Below are 15,519 nucleotides of genomic sequence, written 5' to 3'. Positions count from 1 at the left end.
TGATCGGTGGTCTTCTTCGGCCTATCCGATCCGTATTTGCCTGTCCATTGATGCGACATACTGAGCTTTTGCTAATCTGTTCCAAAAGCGGTAGGACATCGTTCGGAAACGACACTGCTTTACGCGCCGTCAATTGTGGGGAATGAACATGCGCCGGATCGACATACCGCCTGTCTGGCTTGTTGGGTTTGCTTTGTTGGCCTGGCTGCAGGCGCGTCATTTTTCGCTGGGGCTGTCTCTGGACAGTGGCCTTACCGATCTGCTGAGCGGCATCCTGATCGGTGGCGGCATCCTGTTCGCCGTTCTGGCGATTGTCGAATTCCGCCGTCACAAAACCACGGTCATTCCGCACGAAACGCCTTCGTCTTTGGTGCAAACGGGTATCTACACCCGCAGTCGCAACCCGATTTACGTGGGCGATGTTCTGATTTTGGCTGGGCTTGTTCTACGGTTTGATGCGGTGTTGTCCCTGATTTTGGTACCTGTCTTCGTATGGGTACTGGAACGTCGCTTCATACTGCCCGAAGAGGACCGCCTGCGCCGCACATTTCGCGCGGATTTCGCCCGATACGAGCGTAAAACCCGCCGGTGGATTTAGAGTGGCCCATGTCATGACATCACGTAACAAATGCTGCGCTTGCGAAATAATGTTGCGCAGGATACATGTTTGCTGAACGAACATAACCGACCACACGCTCGGATCGAGTGAGAATTAGGGGGACTGCCAGTGAAGATAGGCACACCAAAGGAAATACTGGACGGTGAGAACCGGGTCGCGATGACCCCGGATTCGGCTGTGCAGTTGCAGAAACTGGGCTATGACTGCGCCATCGAAAAAGGGGCGGGTGCTGCTGCTGGTTTTTCGGATGAGGCCTATGAGGCTGCGGGCGTCGAGATCGTGAAAACTGCCGCGTCGCTTTGGAAGACCGCCGATATCGTCGCCAAGGTCCGGATCCCGACTGAGGCCGAGATGAAGCGTCTGACCAAGGGCAAGACGCTGATTTCCTTCTTCAACCCTGCGGGCAATGAAGAAGGCATGGAGTTGGCCAAGTCCAAGGGCGCCAACGTCATCGCCATGGAAATGGTGCCGCGCATCAGCCGCGCTCAGAAAATGGACGCGCTGTCCTCGATGGCGAACATTGCTGGCTACCGCGCAGTGATCGAGGCAGGCAACAACTTTGGCCGTTTCTTCACCGGTCAGGTGACGGCGGCCGGTAAGGTGCCGCCAGCCAAGGTGCTGATCGTCGGCGCCGGTGTGGCCGGTCTGGCCGCCATCGGGACCTCGACCTCCTTGGGTGCGATCACCTATGCGTTCGACGTGCGCCCTGAAGTGGCCGAACAGGTCGAATCCATGGGCGCCGAGTTCGTCTATCTGGATTTCGAGGAAGACCAGCAGGATGGCGCGGCCACCGGTGGCTATGCCTCTGTACAGTCTGATGAATTCCGCGAAGCGCAGTTGGCCAAGTTCCGCGAGCTGGCGCCGGAAATGGACATCGTCATCACCACAGCGCTGATCCCGAACCGCGAAGCGCCCGAGCTTTGGACCAAGGATATGGTCGAAGCGATGAAGCCTGGCTCGGTGATCGTGGACCTCGCGGCGGAAAAGGGCGGCAACTGTAAGCTGACCGTGCCGGATGAGAAGATCGTGACCGACAATGGCGTGACCATCATCGGCTATACTGACTTCCCCAGCCGGATGGCGGCGCAGTCTTCGTCTTTGTACGCGACCAACATCCGCCACATGATGACCGACCTGACCCCTGAAAAGGACGGTCAGATCAATCATGACATGGAAGATGACGTGATCCGCGGCGCGACCGTGACCCATGAGGGTGAGATAACCTTCCCGCCGCCACCGCCCAAGGTGCAGGCGATTGCGGCGCAGAAAAAGCCCGAGGTCAAGGAACTGACCCCGGAAGAGAAAAAGGCGCAGGAGATTGCGGCCTTCAAGGCGCAGACCAAGCAGCAAGTCACCCTGCTGGGTGTCGGCGGCGCGCTGATGCTGCTGGTGGGGCTGATCGCTCCGGCCAGCTTCATGCAGCACTTCATCGTGTTCGTGCTGGCGATCTTTGTGGGCTTCCAGGTGATCTGGAACGTCTCGCACAGCCTGCACACACCGCTGATGGCGATCACCAACGCGATCTCGTCGATCATTATCGTCGGGGCCTTGATGCAGATCGGATCGGGGTCGTTCCTGGTCATTCTGCTGGCGGCGCTGTCCGTCTTCATGGCCGGGATCAACATCTTTGGCGGCTTCCTCGTAACCCGGCGCATGCTCGCCATGTTCCAGAAATCTTAAGGAGGCCGGGCACATGGAATTTGGCTTCACCACTGCCGCCTATGTCGTTGCGGCTGTTCTGTTCATCCTTTCGCTCGGCGGTTTGTCGAACCAGGAAAGCGCCAAGCGCGCGGTCTGGTATGGCATCGTCGGTATGGCGCTGGCGGTCTTTGCCACGCTGGTTGGCCCGGGTTCCGGCCTGTGGCTGCTGTCGATCCTGCTGATCATCGGCGGTGGTCTGATCGGTCAGTACGTTGCGCAGCGCGTGCAGATGACCGAGATGCCGCAGCTGGTGGCCGCGATGCACTCGCTGGTCGGTCTGGCGGCTGTGTTCGTCGGCTTCAACGCGCATTTCGAAGTTCTGAACGTCGCCGAAGTGATGGCGGTTGCGGATGCCTCGAAAGAGGTTCTGTACACCGGTCTCGGCGGGTTTGGGCAGTTGATCGCCAAGAAAACCCCGGCGGAACTGTCCATCCTGCATGTCGAGCTGTTCCTCGGCGTCTTCATCGGTGCGATCACGTTCACCGGCTCAGTCGTGGCCTATGGCAAGTTGGCGGGCAAGGTGACCTCGGCGGCAACCAAGTTGCCCGGCGGCCATGCGCTGAACGCGGCGGCGGCGGGTCTCTCGCTGATCTGCCTGATCTGGTACACCGCATCGGGCGGCTTCTTCCCGCTGTTCCTGATGACTCTGGCAGCGCTGTTCATCGGCTATCACCTGATTATGGGCATCGGCGGCGCCGACATGCCGGTGGTTGTGTCGATGCTGAACAGCTACTCGGGCTGGGCGGCTGCGGCGATTGGTTTCTCATTGGGCAACGACCTGCTGATTGTGGTCGGTGCGCTGGTTGGTTCGTCCGGTGCCATCCTGTCCTACATCATGTGTAAGGCGATGAACCGTCACTTTGTCAGCGTGATCCTGGGCGGCTTTGGTGGCCCACAGGGTGAGCAGATGGCCGTGGAAGGTGAGCAGGTTGCCATCGACGCCGACGGTGTTGCCGCGGCTCTGAATGACGCCGACAGCGTGATCATCATCCCGGGCTACGGTATGGCGGTGGCGCAGGCGCAGCAATCGGTCAGCGAACTGGTCCGCAAACTGCGTGCCAAGGGCAAAGAGGTGCGCTTTGCGATCCACCCCGTTGCCGGTCGTCTGCCGGGGCACATGAACGTTCTGCTGGCCGAGGCAAAGGTGCCGTATGACATCGTTCTTGAGATGGACGAGATCAACGACGACTTCCCAGATACGGATGTGGCTATCGTGATCGGGTCGAACGACATCGTGAACCCTGCGGCGCAGGAAGATCCCAACAGCCCCATCGCCGGCATGCCGGTTCTGGAATGCTGGAAGGCCAAGCAGGTCTTCGTGTCCAAGCGCGGTCAGGGCACCGGCTATTCGGGCATCGAAAACCCACTGTTCTTCAAGGAGAACACCCGCATGTTCTACGGCGACGCCAAGCAGTCGCTGGACAAACTGCTGCCCATGATCGACTGATCGACAGGTTCAACCAAATTGCAAAGGGCGCCTTCGGGCGCCCTTTTCTTTTTTGGGGCAGGGGGGCTTTACCCCCGCCGCCATTGGATGCTCGAACCAATGGCGGCCTCCAAGAATTTTTTGGCTCGATGAAGCAGGCGGGGTATTATTGGGCGACGCAACTCAGGGAGGCTGGTGATGCAGAAGGTAAACGGTATTGGCGGCGTGTTCTTTCGCGCGCGTGATCCTGAGACCCTGAGTGCCTGGTACGAAAAACACCTTGGGGTCAACCACTATGACCCGGTGCCTTGGAAGCAGCGCGAGGGGTACACGGTGTTTGCCCCATTCGATCGGGATACCGAGTATTTTGGACGGGTCGAGCAGCAATGGATGATCAATTTTCGCGTCGACGATCTGGCTGCGATGATTGCGCAACTACAAGGTGCCGGGATCGCTGTTGAGACCCGCACCGAGTGGGACAGTGAGGTTGGAAAATTTGCCCGCATTCACGACCCCGAGGGCAATCCAATTGAGCTGTGGCAACCAAATCAATGACATAGCGGGGAATGTATACTGTAGTATCCATGTAAGTATATGAAATAAAAAGAGAATTGATGTATTTCCGATGTCCCGTATAGTGCCGGGATGAATCGGAGCCCTGTATGACGCCCATCGACGACCATCCGTTGCGCTATGCGCTGGCCAATGAGCTGCACGCGCGCCCTTTTCCGGTCGCGGGAACTCCGTGCACCGTGGCTTTTCTTGCGATCAAAAAGCCCGAAGCCGCTGCAGCGCGGGATCGGGATGAGGATCTGGCCCATCTGATCAACCTGCTGGATCGTCATGGTGCGCAGCATCCTCAGCCGCAGGCCACCCACTACGCCGGGCAGATTGGTCGTCACTGGTTGAAATGGGAACAGCATACCGAGTTTGTCACCTACACCGCGATCACTCAAAACGTCAGTGAGCGTGCCTTCAACCCTGCTGATTTCGAGGTCTTTCCGCCGGATTGGTTGATGTCCAGCCCCGGCCAGCGGGTTACCTCGGCTATGATCCGTGTCGTCGAACGGCAAGAGGATGACGCGGTTCAGGCGTCGCTGGGGGATTGGTTTGAGCCGGAAAGCCTGGCCGTGGCGCGGGTACTGGATGACGCAGCCATTTGCGCCTGCGATTTCCGCATCGACCCGGCCGGTCATATGCGGTTTGCGTTGTTCGTGACCAAGGGCACCGGGCGGCGCAGGACCGGTCGCATTATCCAGCGCCTGTGTGAGATCGAGACCTACAAGGCGATGTCGATGCTGGGTTTCGCTCGGGTCAAACAACTGACGCCGCGCATTGGCGAATTGGACAGCAGGCTGACCGGCTTGATGGGGCAAATGACCGACAATTCGGCCCATGCCGACGAATTGCTGCCTGACCTTCTGTCCACCTCGACCGAGCTTGAAACCCTCTCGGCCCAATGCTCATTCCGCTTCGGGGCCACAGGTGCCTATGAGGCGATCGTGAACCAGCGGATCGAGGTGCTGCGGGAAGAGCGGTTCGAGGGGCGTCAGAGCTTTGCCGACTTTATGATGCGCCGCTACGATCCTGCCATGCGCACCGTGAAGTCCACGGAACGTCGCCTGCAAGCGTTGTCCGACCGGGCCATTCGGGCGGGTGAATTGCTGCGCACGCGGGTGGACGTAGAACGCAGCGCGCAGAACCAGGCGCTGTTGGAGAGCATGGATCGCCGCGCCGATCTGGCCCTGCGTCTGCAGCACACGGTCGAGGGGCTCTCGGTCGTGGCGATCAGCTATTATGCGGTCTCACTGGTCAGCTATGTACTGTACCCCCTGACCAAGGCCGGGATGAGCAAGGGTATGCTGACAGCAGCTGTGACGATCCCGGTGGTGTTGGCAGTCTGGTTCTTTATCCGGCAGGTTCGCAAACGGCTGGAATGAACGGCATTTGCCAATCCGCCCGAAGCTTGTAGAACAGGGGCGAGTGACGCTTTCTGCAAAGGAAACCCGGTGATCGGACTTGTGGCCGCGTGGCGGGCCGTGGCTGCCATGTTCATCCTGAACGGTGCGCTGTTCGGCATCTGGGCGTCTCGTATCCCGGCTGTGCGCGACCGGTTGGACCTGACACATGAAGCGCTGGGATATGGCCTTTTGTTCATGGCAGCAGGCGCGGTATGTTCCTTCCCGGTGACCGGGCGACTGACCGACCGGTTTGGTGCCGTAGCGCTAACGCGGGTAATCGCGGTTCTCTACACATTGTCTCTGATCCTGTTGGGCACGGCAGGCGGGTTCTGGGCTCTGGCGGCGTTCCTGTTCGTGTTCGGTGCCTTTCACGGCTCGATGGACGTGGCGATGAACGCCTGGGCGGCCGAGGTGGAACAGGCCTATCGCAAGCCAGTCATGTCCTCGTTCCACGCCATGTGGAGTCTTGGGGCCGGGCTGGGCGCGCTCAGCGGGTATGGGGCCGTTCAGATGGGGCTGACGGTGATGCAGCACTTCTTGCTGGCCGGTGGCGTGGTCGTGGCCCTTGCACTGGCTCTGTCCTGGGTGCGCTGGTCGTCCCGCAAGGCCGCGTCGCCTGGGGGCACGTTTTTTGCACTACCCTCCGGCGCGCTGATCCTCGTGGGTTTCACCGCCCTGTGCGGAGCATTGGGTGAAGGTGCCGTGGCGGATTGGAGTGCGATTTTCCTGCGCGATGTGACCGGTGCAGCGGAAAGCATCGCGGCCCTCGGGTACGCCGTATTTTCGGTGACAATGGTGGCTTTCCGGCTGGCCGGAGGTTTTGTGATCGCCCGCTTCGGCCCCGTTGTCACGGCCCGTTTTGGGGGCGTTTGCGCGGCGTTGGGCGTGTTTGGTGTCGTCTCGGCAGGCGAGGCTGGGCTGGCGCTGGCAGGCTTTGCTCTGATGGGTGTTGGATATGCCGTGATCATGCCGCTGGCCTTCAGCCGGGCGGCCAATGATCCGCACGTGCCGCCGGGGCAGGCCATAGCCAGCGTGGCAACGCTCGGCTACGGAGGGCTGTTGATCGGCCCGCCGCTTATTGGGTTTCTGGCGGAAATGCTTACATTACGACTGGCGTTCACGGCCTTGCTGCCTTTGGCCGTTCTGATCGTCCTGCTATCCGGCGCGCTGCGGCCTGCGCCTTTGGATTGACGCCATGAATACACGCCGGGGTGTAACTCGGTGAAAAGCACAAGATGGGAGATGACCATGCCGATCAAGAACCGCTTTGCCGAGTTGCAGGGGGAAATCACCGAATGGCGCCGCGACATACATGAAAACCCCGAGATCCTGTTCGAGACCCACCGCACCAGCGCATTGGTCGCGGACAAGCTGAAGGAATTCGGCTGTGACGAGGTCGTGACAGGCATAGGCCGCACCGGGGTTGTTGGTGTCATCAAGGGCAAGGTCGATACGGGCGGCAAGGTGATCGGCCTGCGGGCGGACATGGATGCGTTGCCGATCCATGAGGCCACGGGGCTGGACTATGCCTCCAAGACCGATGGGGCGATGCACGCTTGTGGCCATGATGGGCATACGGCGATGTTGTTGGGTGCGGCGAAGTACCTCTCGGAAACCCGGAATTTCGACGGGACCGTTGTGGTGATCTTCCAACCGGCGGAAGAGGGCGGCGGTGGCGGCCGTGAGATGTGCGAAGACGGCATGATGGACCGCTGGGGCATTCAGGAAGTTTATGGAATGCACAACTGGCCCGGTCGGCCCGTGGGCAGTTTCGCCATTCGTCCGGGTGCGTTTTTTGCTGCCACAGATCAGTTCGACATCACCTTTGAAGGCAAGGGCGGGCACGCCGCCAAACCGCATGAGACCGTTGATACCACAGTGATGGCCGCACAGGCGGTGTTGGCTTTGCAGACGGTCGCCGCGCGCAATGCTGATCCGGTGGATCAAGTGGTGGTTTCGGTGACGTCGTTTGAAACCTCTACCACCGCCTTCAACGTGATCCCGCAGACGGTGCAGTTGAAAGGAACGGTCCGTACGATGAGTTCGGAGATGCGCGATCTTGCCGAGAAACGCATCAAGGAAATCTGCAACGGGGTTGCCGCGACTTTTGGCGGGGCCGTCGAGGTGACCTATTACCGGGGATACCCGGTGATGGTGAACAGTGACGCGCAGACCGATTTCGCCGCTGATGTGGCGCGATCCGTATCGGGCAGTTGCGACGAGGCGCCTTTGATCATGGGCGGCGAGGATTTCGCCTTTATGCTCGAGGAGCGACCCGGTGCATATATTCTGGTCGGCAATGGCGACACGGCGGCGGTGCACCATCCCGAATACAATTTCAACGATGAGGCTATTCCGGCCGGGTGCAGTTGGTGGGCCGAGATTGTGGAACAGCGGATGCCTGCGGCCTGAGGGTCAGGGCGGGGGCTCTGCCCCCGCACACCTGGGATACTTTTAGCCAGATGAAGTGGGAACCCCTTCAGACAGATTGAGTTGGGAGCAGAGCGTTTCGACGATTGCATCCAGCGCAGATTTTTGGGTGTTCACACAAGATTTTGCAGCGTTGCGTGCCGTATCCAGGGCATTTTGGTCCGACAGCCAGGTTGCTACGGCTGCGGCTAGATCGTTGGCGGATTGGACTTGCAGTGCTCCGCCTGTTTCGATCAGCGGGGCAAAGGTTTCGGCGAAGTTGAAATAGCCCGGGCCGGTGATCACAGCGGCCCCAGCCTGTGCGGGTTCGAACGGGTTGTGGCCGCCGATCTCTTTCAGGGAGCCACCCAGAAATACAATCGGGCAGAGGGCGTACCATGTGCCGGTCTCACCCAGAGTATCAGCTACGTAGACCTGCGTTTCTCCGGTGATCTGATCTCCGGTAGATCGGAATGCCGCAGTTTGTCCGGCCTGGTCAATCAGCGCGGACACGTCATTGCGGCGTTCGGGGTGACGGGGGATCAGCAACAAAAGCAGATCGGGCCAGCGTTTGAGCAAATCTGCATGGGCCGCCAGAACCTTCTCCTCTTCGCCCGCATGGGTGGAGCTGGCGATCCAAACAGGGCGGTTTCCGATCTGTGCGCGGATGTCCGACAGCGTAGGCTCATCCACCGGCAGCGGGTCTGACATCGCCTTAAGGTTTGTGCCGGGTTGAACGCGTTCCGCCCGCGCACCCATATCGATCAGGTTGGTGGCTGTCTTGCCATTCTGTGTCAGGAACAGGCGGAAGTGGTCCAGAATAAAGCGTGCGGTGTCGGTGCGTTTCTTCCAGCCTTGTACAGATTTGTCCGAAAGGCGGGCGTTGAGCAGTGCCAGAGGGATACCATGCGCTGCGCCTTCCACAATCAGGCGCGGCCAGATTTCGCTTTCGACAAAAATACCAGCATCCGGGTGCCAGTGGTCCAGAAAACGCTGGACGGGGCCGGGCATATCCAAGGGTGGGTATTGGTGGCGCGCGCGGGGCGGCATTCGCTTTTCGATCAGCGCGGCCGAGGTCGGCGTGCCCGAGGTGATCAGAAACTCGGCATCGGGCAGGCGTTCACCCAACCGTTTGATCAGGCTGATCACCGACAGGGTTTCGCCGACGCTTGCGGCGTGGAACCAGATCAGGCGCCCCTCCGGGCGGGGCAGGCTGGCATGGCCCAGACGTTCTTGTTGGCGGACCTCGGGAACGTCAGCGGCCTGCAGCTTGTTCCGCACTGTACGCCAGACCAGAGGACCCGCAACTGAAGTCAGGCCGCAATACAGGTTATAGAGCAGCGTTGGTCGACCCGGTTGATCCGGCATGTCAGCCGCCCGTGTGGCTCATGTGACGGCTCATCTGGCCGTCAACCGCCTGACGGGAATAATCGAAATCGTGGCCCTTGGGCTTGAGGTTGATCGCGGCGCGGATCGCATCCTCAAGCGGTTGCTCGGTGTCGGGATGGTCGCGCAGGGCACCGCGCAGGTCGGCCATGTCTTCTTGGCCGAGGCACATATACAGCTCGCCGGTGCAGGTCAGGCGCACGCGGTTGCAGCTTTCGCAGAAGTTATGGGACAGCGGCGTGATGAAGCCAATCTTTTGCCCGGTCTCCTCCAGCCGCACATAGCGCGCAGGTCCGCCGGTGCGCTCTGCCAGATCAGTTACCGTATAGTGGTTTTCGTATTCCTTGCGCACGTCTTTCAGCGACCAGTACTGGTCGAGACGGTCCTCGTTTCCGATGTCGCCCATTGGCATGACCTCGATCCAGGTCAGGTCCATGTCGCGTTCAGCGCACCATTTCGTGATAGTCGGCAGCTCTACTTCGTTGAACCCCTTCAGGGCCACCGCGTTGATCTTGATCCGCAGTCCGGCTTTTTGCGCAGCATCAATGCCGTTCAACACCTGTTTCAGGCGGCCCCAGCGGGTGATCTGGGCGAATTTGTCCTCGTCCAGCGTATCCAGCGAGATATTCACCCGGCGTACGCCTGCGGCATAGAGATCATCCGCAAAGCGATGCAGTTGCGAGCCGTTGGTGGTCAGCGTCAGCTCTTTCAACGCACCGCTGTCCAGATGGCGGGTCATGCTGTTGAAAAACGTCATGATATTGCGGCGCACAAGGGGTTCGCCACCGGTGATCCGCAGCTTTTCCACCCCCATCTTCACGAAGGTGGTGCACATGCGGTCCAGCTCTTCCAGCGTCAGCAGGTCTTTCTTCGGCAGGAACTTCATGTCCTCGGACATGCAGTACACACAGCGGAAATCGCAGCGGTCCGTGACGGAGACGCGGAGATAGGTAATCGCACGAGCGAACGGGTCGATAAGCGGAGCAGTCATTCGGTATAGGTAAAGCTGCGACATGGTCGCGACAAGGGCGAAGTTTCCTTTGCGCTGGTACAGATGCGCGCAGGGCGGTAGGCTCTCGGCATGAGATATATGCTTTTGACTTTTTGTGTTCTTATTGCGGGCTGCGATATTGTGCGGTCGACGACGGATCGTGTGCAGGGGGCTGATAGTGTACCCGCCGAGGCTGAAGAGGCCGTGACCGAGGAATCGGTCGAACCCGAACTGGTTGCGACCGCGCCTGCTGGCTGGGTCGGGGCAAAGACTACCATTGCCGGGTTGGGCGACCCGACGACGCCGGGCCGTTGGTTGCAAACGCCACTGGTCGATACCGAATTCACCGGGCGCGTGGTGGTGCCGAAAACCGGGTCGCAGGCCTATATCACTCTGGTTCCCGCACCAGGGCCGGAGAGTGGCGGCAGCCGGTTGTCGCTGGACGCGATGCGGGCCTTGCTGTTGCCGTTCGACGAGTTGGTTGAACTTGAGGTCTATTCCAACTGATCTTTCAGGAACTTTCCGGCTTCGCGGCGGGCAAACGGTTTCATCCCGCCGCCATGATTGTTCAGGAAGGTGGTTACGCGATCCGGGTCGTGTTTCGACAGTTCGCGCAGCCACCATGCAATGGCCTTCTGGATAAACCATTCGCGGTCGGGCACATAGCCTGCAGCCCAACCGAGGATACGGTCTCGTCGCGCCAGATCGTCGGGTTTGGGGTGGTTCTGTTTGGTCCAGGGCAGCGTGGCCACCAGCGCCGCGCGCCGAGTCCACATATGATCCGACGTTGTCCAGTCTTCGACCTGATCCAGCCGGGACGGATCGGCTGACAGACGTTTCTGCATCGCCATGCAGGCATGATCTGCCACGGCCCACGCATCGAAATCCGGCAGCCAGCTTTGCAGCAGCTCCCAAACTGCCTCATCAGGGCGAATGCGCGCCTGGGTCAGCAGTTTGGCGGCGGCCAGACGACCTTCGTGGATGTTGGTCTGCCAGAGCGCGTCTGCCAGTTCCACGCGCGCGGGCACATCCAGTTCCTGACGCCAGGCTTTGGTCAGGTCATTCAGCACCGGGTTTCCGACGCCAAGGTAAGGGCGATCAGCTTTGTGATAGGCCGCCATCTGCTCGGCGCGCTCGGCATCCGCATAAGCTTTGATCTGATCTAGGTAAGTGTCCAGCATCGAATTAGTTTGCGCGGGTCGGTTTGCCGTCGATGGTCTGTTGGTTCTTTTCCACCCAATAGGCGCGGATGTCGTCATCCGATTTGCCGTCGACCCATTTCTGCATGGTGTCCCGGTCGGACTGATACTCCATGAATGGCACAGCATAACCGCAGGAGGTCTGAACCAGATCAATGTCCAGATCATAGATCTGCCGTGCGCTGCGGTGATCGGGGAACAGGTCAGCCAAGTCGTCCCAGCCTGAATCCCCGACATGCAAGGTGCGCGCGGTCCCATAGGTGCGCAGGATCAGGGGCCGCGTGGTGAAGGAACACCACATCAGCGTCATGCGGTCAGTTTCCAGCAAATGCCCAGCGGTTTCATTGCCACTGCCGGTCAGGTTCATCCAGACAATCCGGTTCGGGCCCAGAATGCGCAGCGAGTCCATTCCCTTGGGCGAGATATTCACCCGCCCGTCAGGTGCGGCGGTGCCGACGAAAAAGATATGCTGATCTTCAATGAACTTGCGCTGGGCGTCATCCAGTTCCGGGAATTGCTTGGCCATGCTTCACTCCACCGTGACGGATTTAGCCAGATTGCGCGGCTGGTCCACATCCGTGCCCTTTGCCACCGCCGTGTGATAGGCCAGAAGTTGCGCCGGGACCGAGTACAGGATCGGGGCAAGGCTGGGGTGGATGTGGGGCATACGGATAGTGCTCCAGACGCCGTCTTTGGCCTCGGCAATACCGTCATCGTCCGAGACCAGGATGACCTTACCCTTGCGCGCCATGACTTCCTGCATGTTCGAGACGGTCTTGTCGAAGACGGTATCCCGCGGTGCCATGACGACTACCGGCATATGCTTGTCGATCAGGGCGATGGGGCCGTGCTTCAGCTCACCCGACGCATAACCTTCGGCGTGGATGTAGCTGATTTCCTTCAGTTTCAGCGCGCCCTCCATCGCCAAAGGGTACATCAGGCCGCGGCCCAGAAACAGCACGTCGCGGGCCTCGGATAGGCGCTGGGCGGATTTCTTTATGGCGCGGTTCTGATCCAGAGCCGTGCCCAACGCCGTCGGCAGCCCGCGCAGCGCGGCGGCGTGATCGGCCAGTTCTTCGTCGCTCAGCGTTCCCCGATCCGCAGCAGCTTTCAGAGCCAGCATCAGCAACACGCTCAGCTGGCAGGTAAATGCCTTGGTCGAGGCCACGCCGATTTCGACCCCAGCGTGGATGGGCAGGGCGAGATCACTCTCCCGTGCGATCGAGCTTTCGGGCACATTGACCACCGACACGATCTTGTCGGCCTTACCTTCGCAATAGCGCAGCGCGGCCAGCGTGTCGGCGGTTTCACCCGACTGGCTGACGAACAGCGCCGCCGTCCGGTCCGGGATCGGAGGTTCGCGATAGCGGAACTCGCTGGCGATATCGACCTCAACAGGCAACTTGGCCAGCTGTTCGAACCAGTATTTCGCGGTCAGGCAGGCATAGAAGGCGGTGCCACAGGCAACCATGGTCAGACGGTCGAGCTTGGTGAAGTCCAGCTCACCCGGAAGAACCACCTCATCCCCTCCGGTGGGAAGGTAGGATCGGATCGCCTCGGCCACTACCACGGGCTGCTCGGCGATTTCCTTGGCCATAAAGTGCTTGTGACCGGCCTTGTCGGCCCGCGTCTGATCCAGCTTGATCTGGCGGGTCTCGCGGTTGGCCAGCTCTCCGGCCTCGTTGCGGATCTCAAGCGAAGTGCGGGTCAGCACCGCGCGGTCGCCTTCCTCAAGATAGGTGATGCGGTCGGTCAGCGGCGCCAGCGCTATCGCGTCCGAGCCCACGAACATTTCGCCCACGCCATGTCCGATTGCCAGGGGCGAGCCCTTGCGGGCCGCAACGATCAGATCGTCCTGTCCGTCGAACAGGAAGGCCAGCGCAAACGCGCCCTTCAGGCGGTCGATGGTCTGGAAGGCAGCGTCCACCGGGGACAGGCCGGTATTCAGGTAGTGCTCGGCCATCAGGGCAACGGTTTCGGTGTCGGTTTCGGTCACGAAATCCACGCCATGTTCGGCCAGTTCCGCCCGCAACTCGCGGTAATTCTCGACGATGCCGTTATGTACCACGGCTACCGGACCGGCTTGGTGGGGGTGCGCGTTGTTGACCGAGGGCGCTCCGTGCGTGGCCCATCGGGTATGCCCGATGCCGGATTTGCCCGGCAGCGGGTCATGCACCAGCAGATCGCTGAGGTTGACCAGCTTACCCACCGCCCGGCGACGCCCAAGCGCGCCGTTATTGACCGTGGCAATACCCGCACTGTCATAGCCGCGGTATTCCAACCGTTTCAGGGCTTCGACCAGAATGGGCGCGGCTTCGTGTTCGCCCAGAACACCTACGATTCCACACATGATCAGGCTCCTTTGTCGCGGCGAGCCTTCTTCGCCTTCAACATGTCAAACAATTTACGTGCATAACCCGGCTTGTTGTCCTGCTTGGCGCGGGCCACGGCCAACGCATCGGGTTCCACGTCACGAGTTACAACGGTTCCAGTTGCCGTCATCGCGCCGTCCCCCAGCGTGACCGGTGCAACCAGCATGGTGTTCGAGCCGATAAAGACATTCTGGCCAATCGTGGTGCGGTGCTTCATCACGCCGTCATAGTTGCAGGTGATCGTACCCGCGCCGATATTCGTGGCAGCACCGACCGACGCATCGCCGATATAGCTGAGGTGGTTGACCTTGGCGCCTTCGGCGATTTCAGCGTTCTTGATCTCGACAAAATTGCCGATGCGGGTGTTTTCCGCCAACTCTGCACCGGGGCGCAGGCGGGCATAAGGGCCGACGATGGCGCCACGGCTGACATGGCAACCCTCCAGATGCGAAAATGCCCGGATCGTTGCGCCGCTTTCAACTGTGACACCGGGGCCGAAGACCACGTTGGGCTCGATCACTGTATCACGGCCGATTACGGTGTCGGCGGCCAGATAGACGGTTTCGGGGGCCATCAGGGTGACGCCCAGCTCCAGCAGAGTGGCACGTGCTTTGGCCTGAAACACGGCGTCCGCCGCAGCCAGATCCGCGCGCGAGTTCACGCCCAGCGTCTGCGCTTCGTCACAGGCGACGGCGGTGACTTTCAGATTGCGGTTGCGGGCGATTTCAACCACGTCGGTCAGGTAATATTCGCCTGCTGCGTTGTCGTTTTCCACTGCATCGATCAGGGAGAATAGTGTGTTTGCGTCACACGCCAAAAGGCCAGAATTGCAAAAGGTTATGGCGCGTTCCTGACCCGAGGCGTCTTTGAACTCGACGATCCGTTCCAGGCTGTCGCCATTCATGACCAGGCGGCCATAACGCGCGGGGTCGGCGGCTTCGAAGCCCAGTATGACCAGATCGTTGTTCGTCCGGGCTGCGATCATGCGCTCCAGCGTGTCAGACTGCAGAAATGGCGTGTCTCCATAGAGAACCACCACATCGCCTTCGAACCCCTTCAGCGCGTCGTGGGCCTGTGCGACGGCATGGGCTGTGCCCAGTTGTTCTTCCTGAACTGCGATCTGCGCGGTCTCGTCCTCGTCCGCGGCAACCTTTGCCACGGTCTCGGCCTCGTGTCCGGTGACGATCACGGTGCGCTCGGGCGACAGCACGGCACCGGCGCGCATGGCGTGGACCAGCATCGGAGTCTGGGCGATGGGGTGCAGAACCTTGGGGGTATCCGAATGCATCCTGGTGCCTTTTCCGGCGGCAAGGATGACAAGGGCAGTGCTCATGAAATCGATTTCTCTTTGTGTTTTGTTGCCGTCCGTTTTATCCGCTGAGGTCAAAGGCGCAAGCGGTTCAGCCATCAAACAAGATTGCCGTTTGCAACAGGACACGGCAAAAAACCGCCGAA

At 60.3% G+C, this 15,519-nt stretch carries 14 protein-coding genes; 8 read left to right on the top strand and 6 right to left on the bottom strand.

Annotated features, from left to right (window positions below; all coding sequences use genetic code 11):
- The first annotated feature begins 148 nt into the window (after positions 1–148).
- The 7 genes from GOX63_RS09350 to GOX63_RS09320 all read left to right on the top strand — a co-directional run bounded on the left by GOX63_RS09350 (position 149) and on the right by GOX63_RS09320 (position 8,119).
- Positions 149–598 carry a methyltransferase family protein gene (locus GOX63_RS09350; protein ID WP_170325702.1) on the top strand — a complete coding sequence of 150 codons (450 nt, stop codon included), beginning with the start codon at positions 149–151 and terminating at the stop codon, positions 596–598.
- A 129-nt stretch (positions 599–727) separates the two neighbouring features.
- Positions 728–2,299: a Re/Si-specific NAD(P)(+) transhydrogenase subunit alpha gene (locus tag GOX63_RS09345; RefSeq protein ID WP_170325701.1), complete on the top strand. Its 1,572-nt coding sequence runs from the start codon at positions 728–730 to the stop codon at positions 2,297–2,299.
- A gap of 13 nt (positions 2,300–2,312) precedes the next feature.
- Complete coding sequence (locus GOX63_RS09340; RefSeq protein WP_170325700.1) at positions 2,313–3,767, top strand: NAD(P)(+) transhydrogenase (Re/Si-specific) subunit beta; 1,455 nt, start codon at positions 2,313–2,315, stop codon at positions 3,765–3,767.
- A 177-nt stretch (positions 3,768–3,944) separates the two neighbouring features.
- The gene (locus GOX63_RS09335) at positions 3,945–4,301 is read left to right on the top strand and encodes a VOC family protein (protein ID WP_170325699.1); all 357 of its coding nucleotides are present in this window, start codon (positions 3,945–3,947) and stop codon (positions 4,299–4,301) included.
- Between the two features lie 107 nt (positions 4,302–4,408).
- Positions 4,409–5,686: a DUF3422 family protein gene (locus GOX63_RS09330; protein ID WP_170325698.1), complete on the top strand. Its 1,278-nt coding sequence runs from the start codon at positions 4,409–4,411 to the stop codon at positions 5,684–5,686.
- Between the two features lie 69 nt (positions 5,687–5,755).
- On the top strand, positions 5,756–6,898 hold the full coding sequence (locus GOX63_RS09325; protein WP_367646700.1) for an MFS transporter: 1,143 nt from the start codon (positions 5,756–5,758) through the stop codon (positions 6,896–6,898).
- 57 nt (positions 6,899–6,955) lie between these two features.
- Positions 6,956–8,119: a M20 aminoacylase family protein gene (locus tag GOX63_RS09320; protein ID WP_170325697.1), complete on the top strand. Its 1,164-nt coding sequence runs from the start codon at positions 6,956–6,958 to the stop codon at positions 8,117–8,119.
- Between the two features lie 42 nt (positions 8,120–8,161).
- Here the strand turns inward: GOX63_RS09320 and GOX63_RS09315 are convergent, their stop codons facing one another.
- Complete coding sequence (locus tag GOX63_RS09315; protein WP_170325696.1) at positions 8,162–9,484, bottom strand: 3-deoxy-D-manno-octulosonic acid transferase; 1,323 nt, start codon at positions 9,482–9,484, stop codon at positions 8,162–8,164.
- A 1-nt stretch (position 9,485) separates the two neighbouring features.
- On the bottom strand, positions 9,486–10,493 hold the full coding sequence (gene moaA / locus GOX63_RS09310) for a GTP 3',8-cyclase MoaA (RefSeq protein ID WP_170325695.1): 1,008 nt from the start codon (positions 10,491–10,493) through the stop codon (positions 9,486–9,488).
- A gap of 90 nt (positions 10,494–10,583) precedes the next feature.
- Between moaA and GOX63_RS09305 the strand changes: the two genes are divergently transcribed.
- Positions 10,584–11,000 carry a hypothetical protein gene (locus tag GOX63_RS09305; protein WP_170325694.1) on the top strand — a complete coding sequence of 139 codons (417 nt, stop codon included), beginning with the start codon at positions 10,584–10,586 and terminating at the stop codon, positions 10,998–11,000.
- On the opposite strand, the gene GOX63_RS09300 is transcribed toward GOX63_RS09305, so the two are convergent.
- The 4 genes from GOX63_RS09300 to glmU are packed head-to-tail and all read right to left on the bottom strand — an operon-like array spanning position 10,988 to position 15,397.
- Positions 10,988–11,674, bottom strand: a complete 687-nt coding sequence (locus GOX63_RS09300) for a DNA alkylation repair protein (RefSeq protein ID WP_170325693.1) — start codon at positions 11,672–11,674, stop codon at positions 10,988–10,990. The genes GOX63_RS09305 and GOX63_RS09300 overlap by 13 nt on opposite strands.
- Before the next feature lie 4 nt (positions 11,675–11,678).
- The gene (locus GOX63_RS09295) at positions 11,679–12,218 is read right to left on the bottom strand and encodes a pyridoxamine 5'-phosphate oxidase family protein (RefSeq protein WP_170325692.1); all 540 of its coding nucleotides are present in this window, start codon (positions 12,216–12,218) and stop codon (positions 11,679–11,681) included.
- Positions 12,219–12,221: 3 nt separating this feature from the next.
- The gene (gene glmS / locus GOX63_RS09290; protein ID WP_170325691.1) at positions 12,222–14,042 is read right to left on the bottom strand and encodes a glutamine--fructose-6-phosphate transaminase (isomerizing); all 1,821 of its coding nucleotides are present in this window, start codon (positions 14,040–14,042) and stop codon (positions 12,222–12,224) included.
- Positions 14,043–14,044: 2 nt separating this feature from the next.
- Positions 14,045–15,397 carry a bifunctional UDP-N-acetylglucosamine diphosphorylase/glucosamine-1-phosphate N-acetyltransferase GlmU gene (gene glmU, locus GOX63_RS09285; RefSeq protein WP_170325690.1) on the bottom strand — a complete coding sequence of 451 codons (1,353 nt, stop codon included), beginning with the start codon at positions 15,395–15,397 and terminating at the stop codon, positions 14,045–14,047.
- Positions 15,398–15,519 lie beyond the last annotated feature (122 nt).

The sequence above is a fragment of the Ruegeria arenilitoris genome, from assembly GCF_013031355.1.
GTDB classification, from domain to species: Bacteria; Pseudomonadota; Alphaproteobacteria; order Rhodobacterales; family Rhodobacteraceae; genus Ruegeria; species Ruegeria arenilitoris_C.
Note: the sequence above shows the minus strand (reverse complement) of the source record. Positions and strands in the feature narration are given on the sequence as shown.

Coding starts and splice junctions, on each gene's coding strand:
- GOX63_RS09350 (WP_170325702.1), top strand. CDS start 149: ATGCGCCGGATCGACATACCGCCTGTCTGGCTTGTTGGGTTTGCTTTG.
- GOX63_RS09340 (WP_170325700.1), top strand. CDS start 2,313: ATGGAATTTGGCTTCACCACTGCCGCCTATGTCGTTGCGGCTGTTCTG.
- GOX63_RS09335 (WP_170325699.1), top strand. CDS start 3,945: ATGCAGAAGGTAAACGGTATTGGCGGCGTGTTCTTTCGCGCGCGTGAT.
- GOX63_RS09330 (WP_170325698.1), top strand. CDS start 4,409: ATGACGCCCATCGACGACCATCCGTTGCGCTATGCGCTGGCCAATGAG.
- GOX63_RS09320 (WP_170325697.1), top strand. CDS start 6,956: ATGCCGATCAAGAACCGCTTTGCCGAGTTGCAGGGGGAAATCACCGAA.
- GOX63_RS09315 (WP_170325696.1), bottom strand. CDS start 9,484: ATGCCGGATCAACCGGGTCGACCAACGCTGCTCTATAACCTGTATTGC.
- moaA (WP_170325695.1), bottom strand. CDS start 10,493: ATGACTGCTCCGCTTATCGACCCGTTCGCTCGTGCGATTACCTATCTC.
- GOX63_RS09305 (WP_170325694.1), top strand. CDS start 10,584: ATGAGATATATGCTTTTGACTTTTTGTGTTCTTATTGCGGGCTGCGAT.
- GOX63_RS09300 (WP_170325693.1), bottom strand. CDS start 11,674: ATGCTGGACACTTACCTAGATCAGATCAAAGCTTATGCGGATGCCGAG.
- GOX63_RS09295 (WP_170325692.1), bottom strand. CDS start 12,218: ATGGCCAAGCAATTCCCGGAACTGGATGACGCCCAGCGCAAGTTCATT.
- glmS (WP_170325691.1), bottom strand. CDS start 14,042: ATGTGTGGAATCGTAGGTGTTCTGGGCGAACACGAAGCCGCGCCCATT.
- glmU (WP_170325690.1), bottom strand. CDS start 15,397: ATGAGCACTGCCCTTGTCATCCTTGCCGCCGGAAAAGGCACCAGGATG.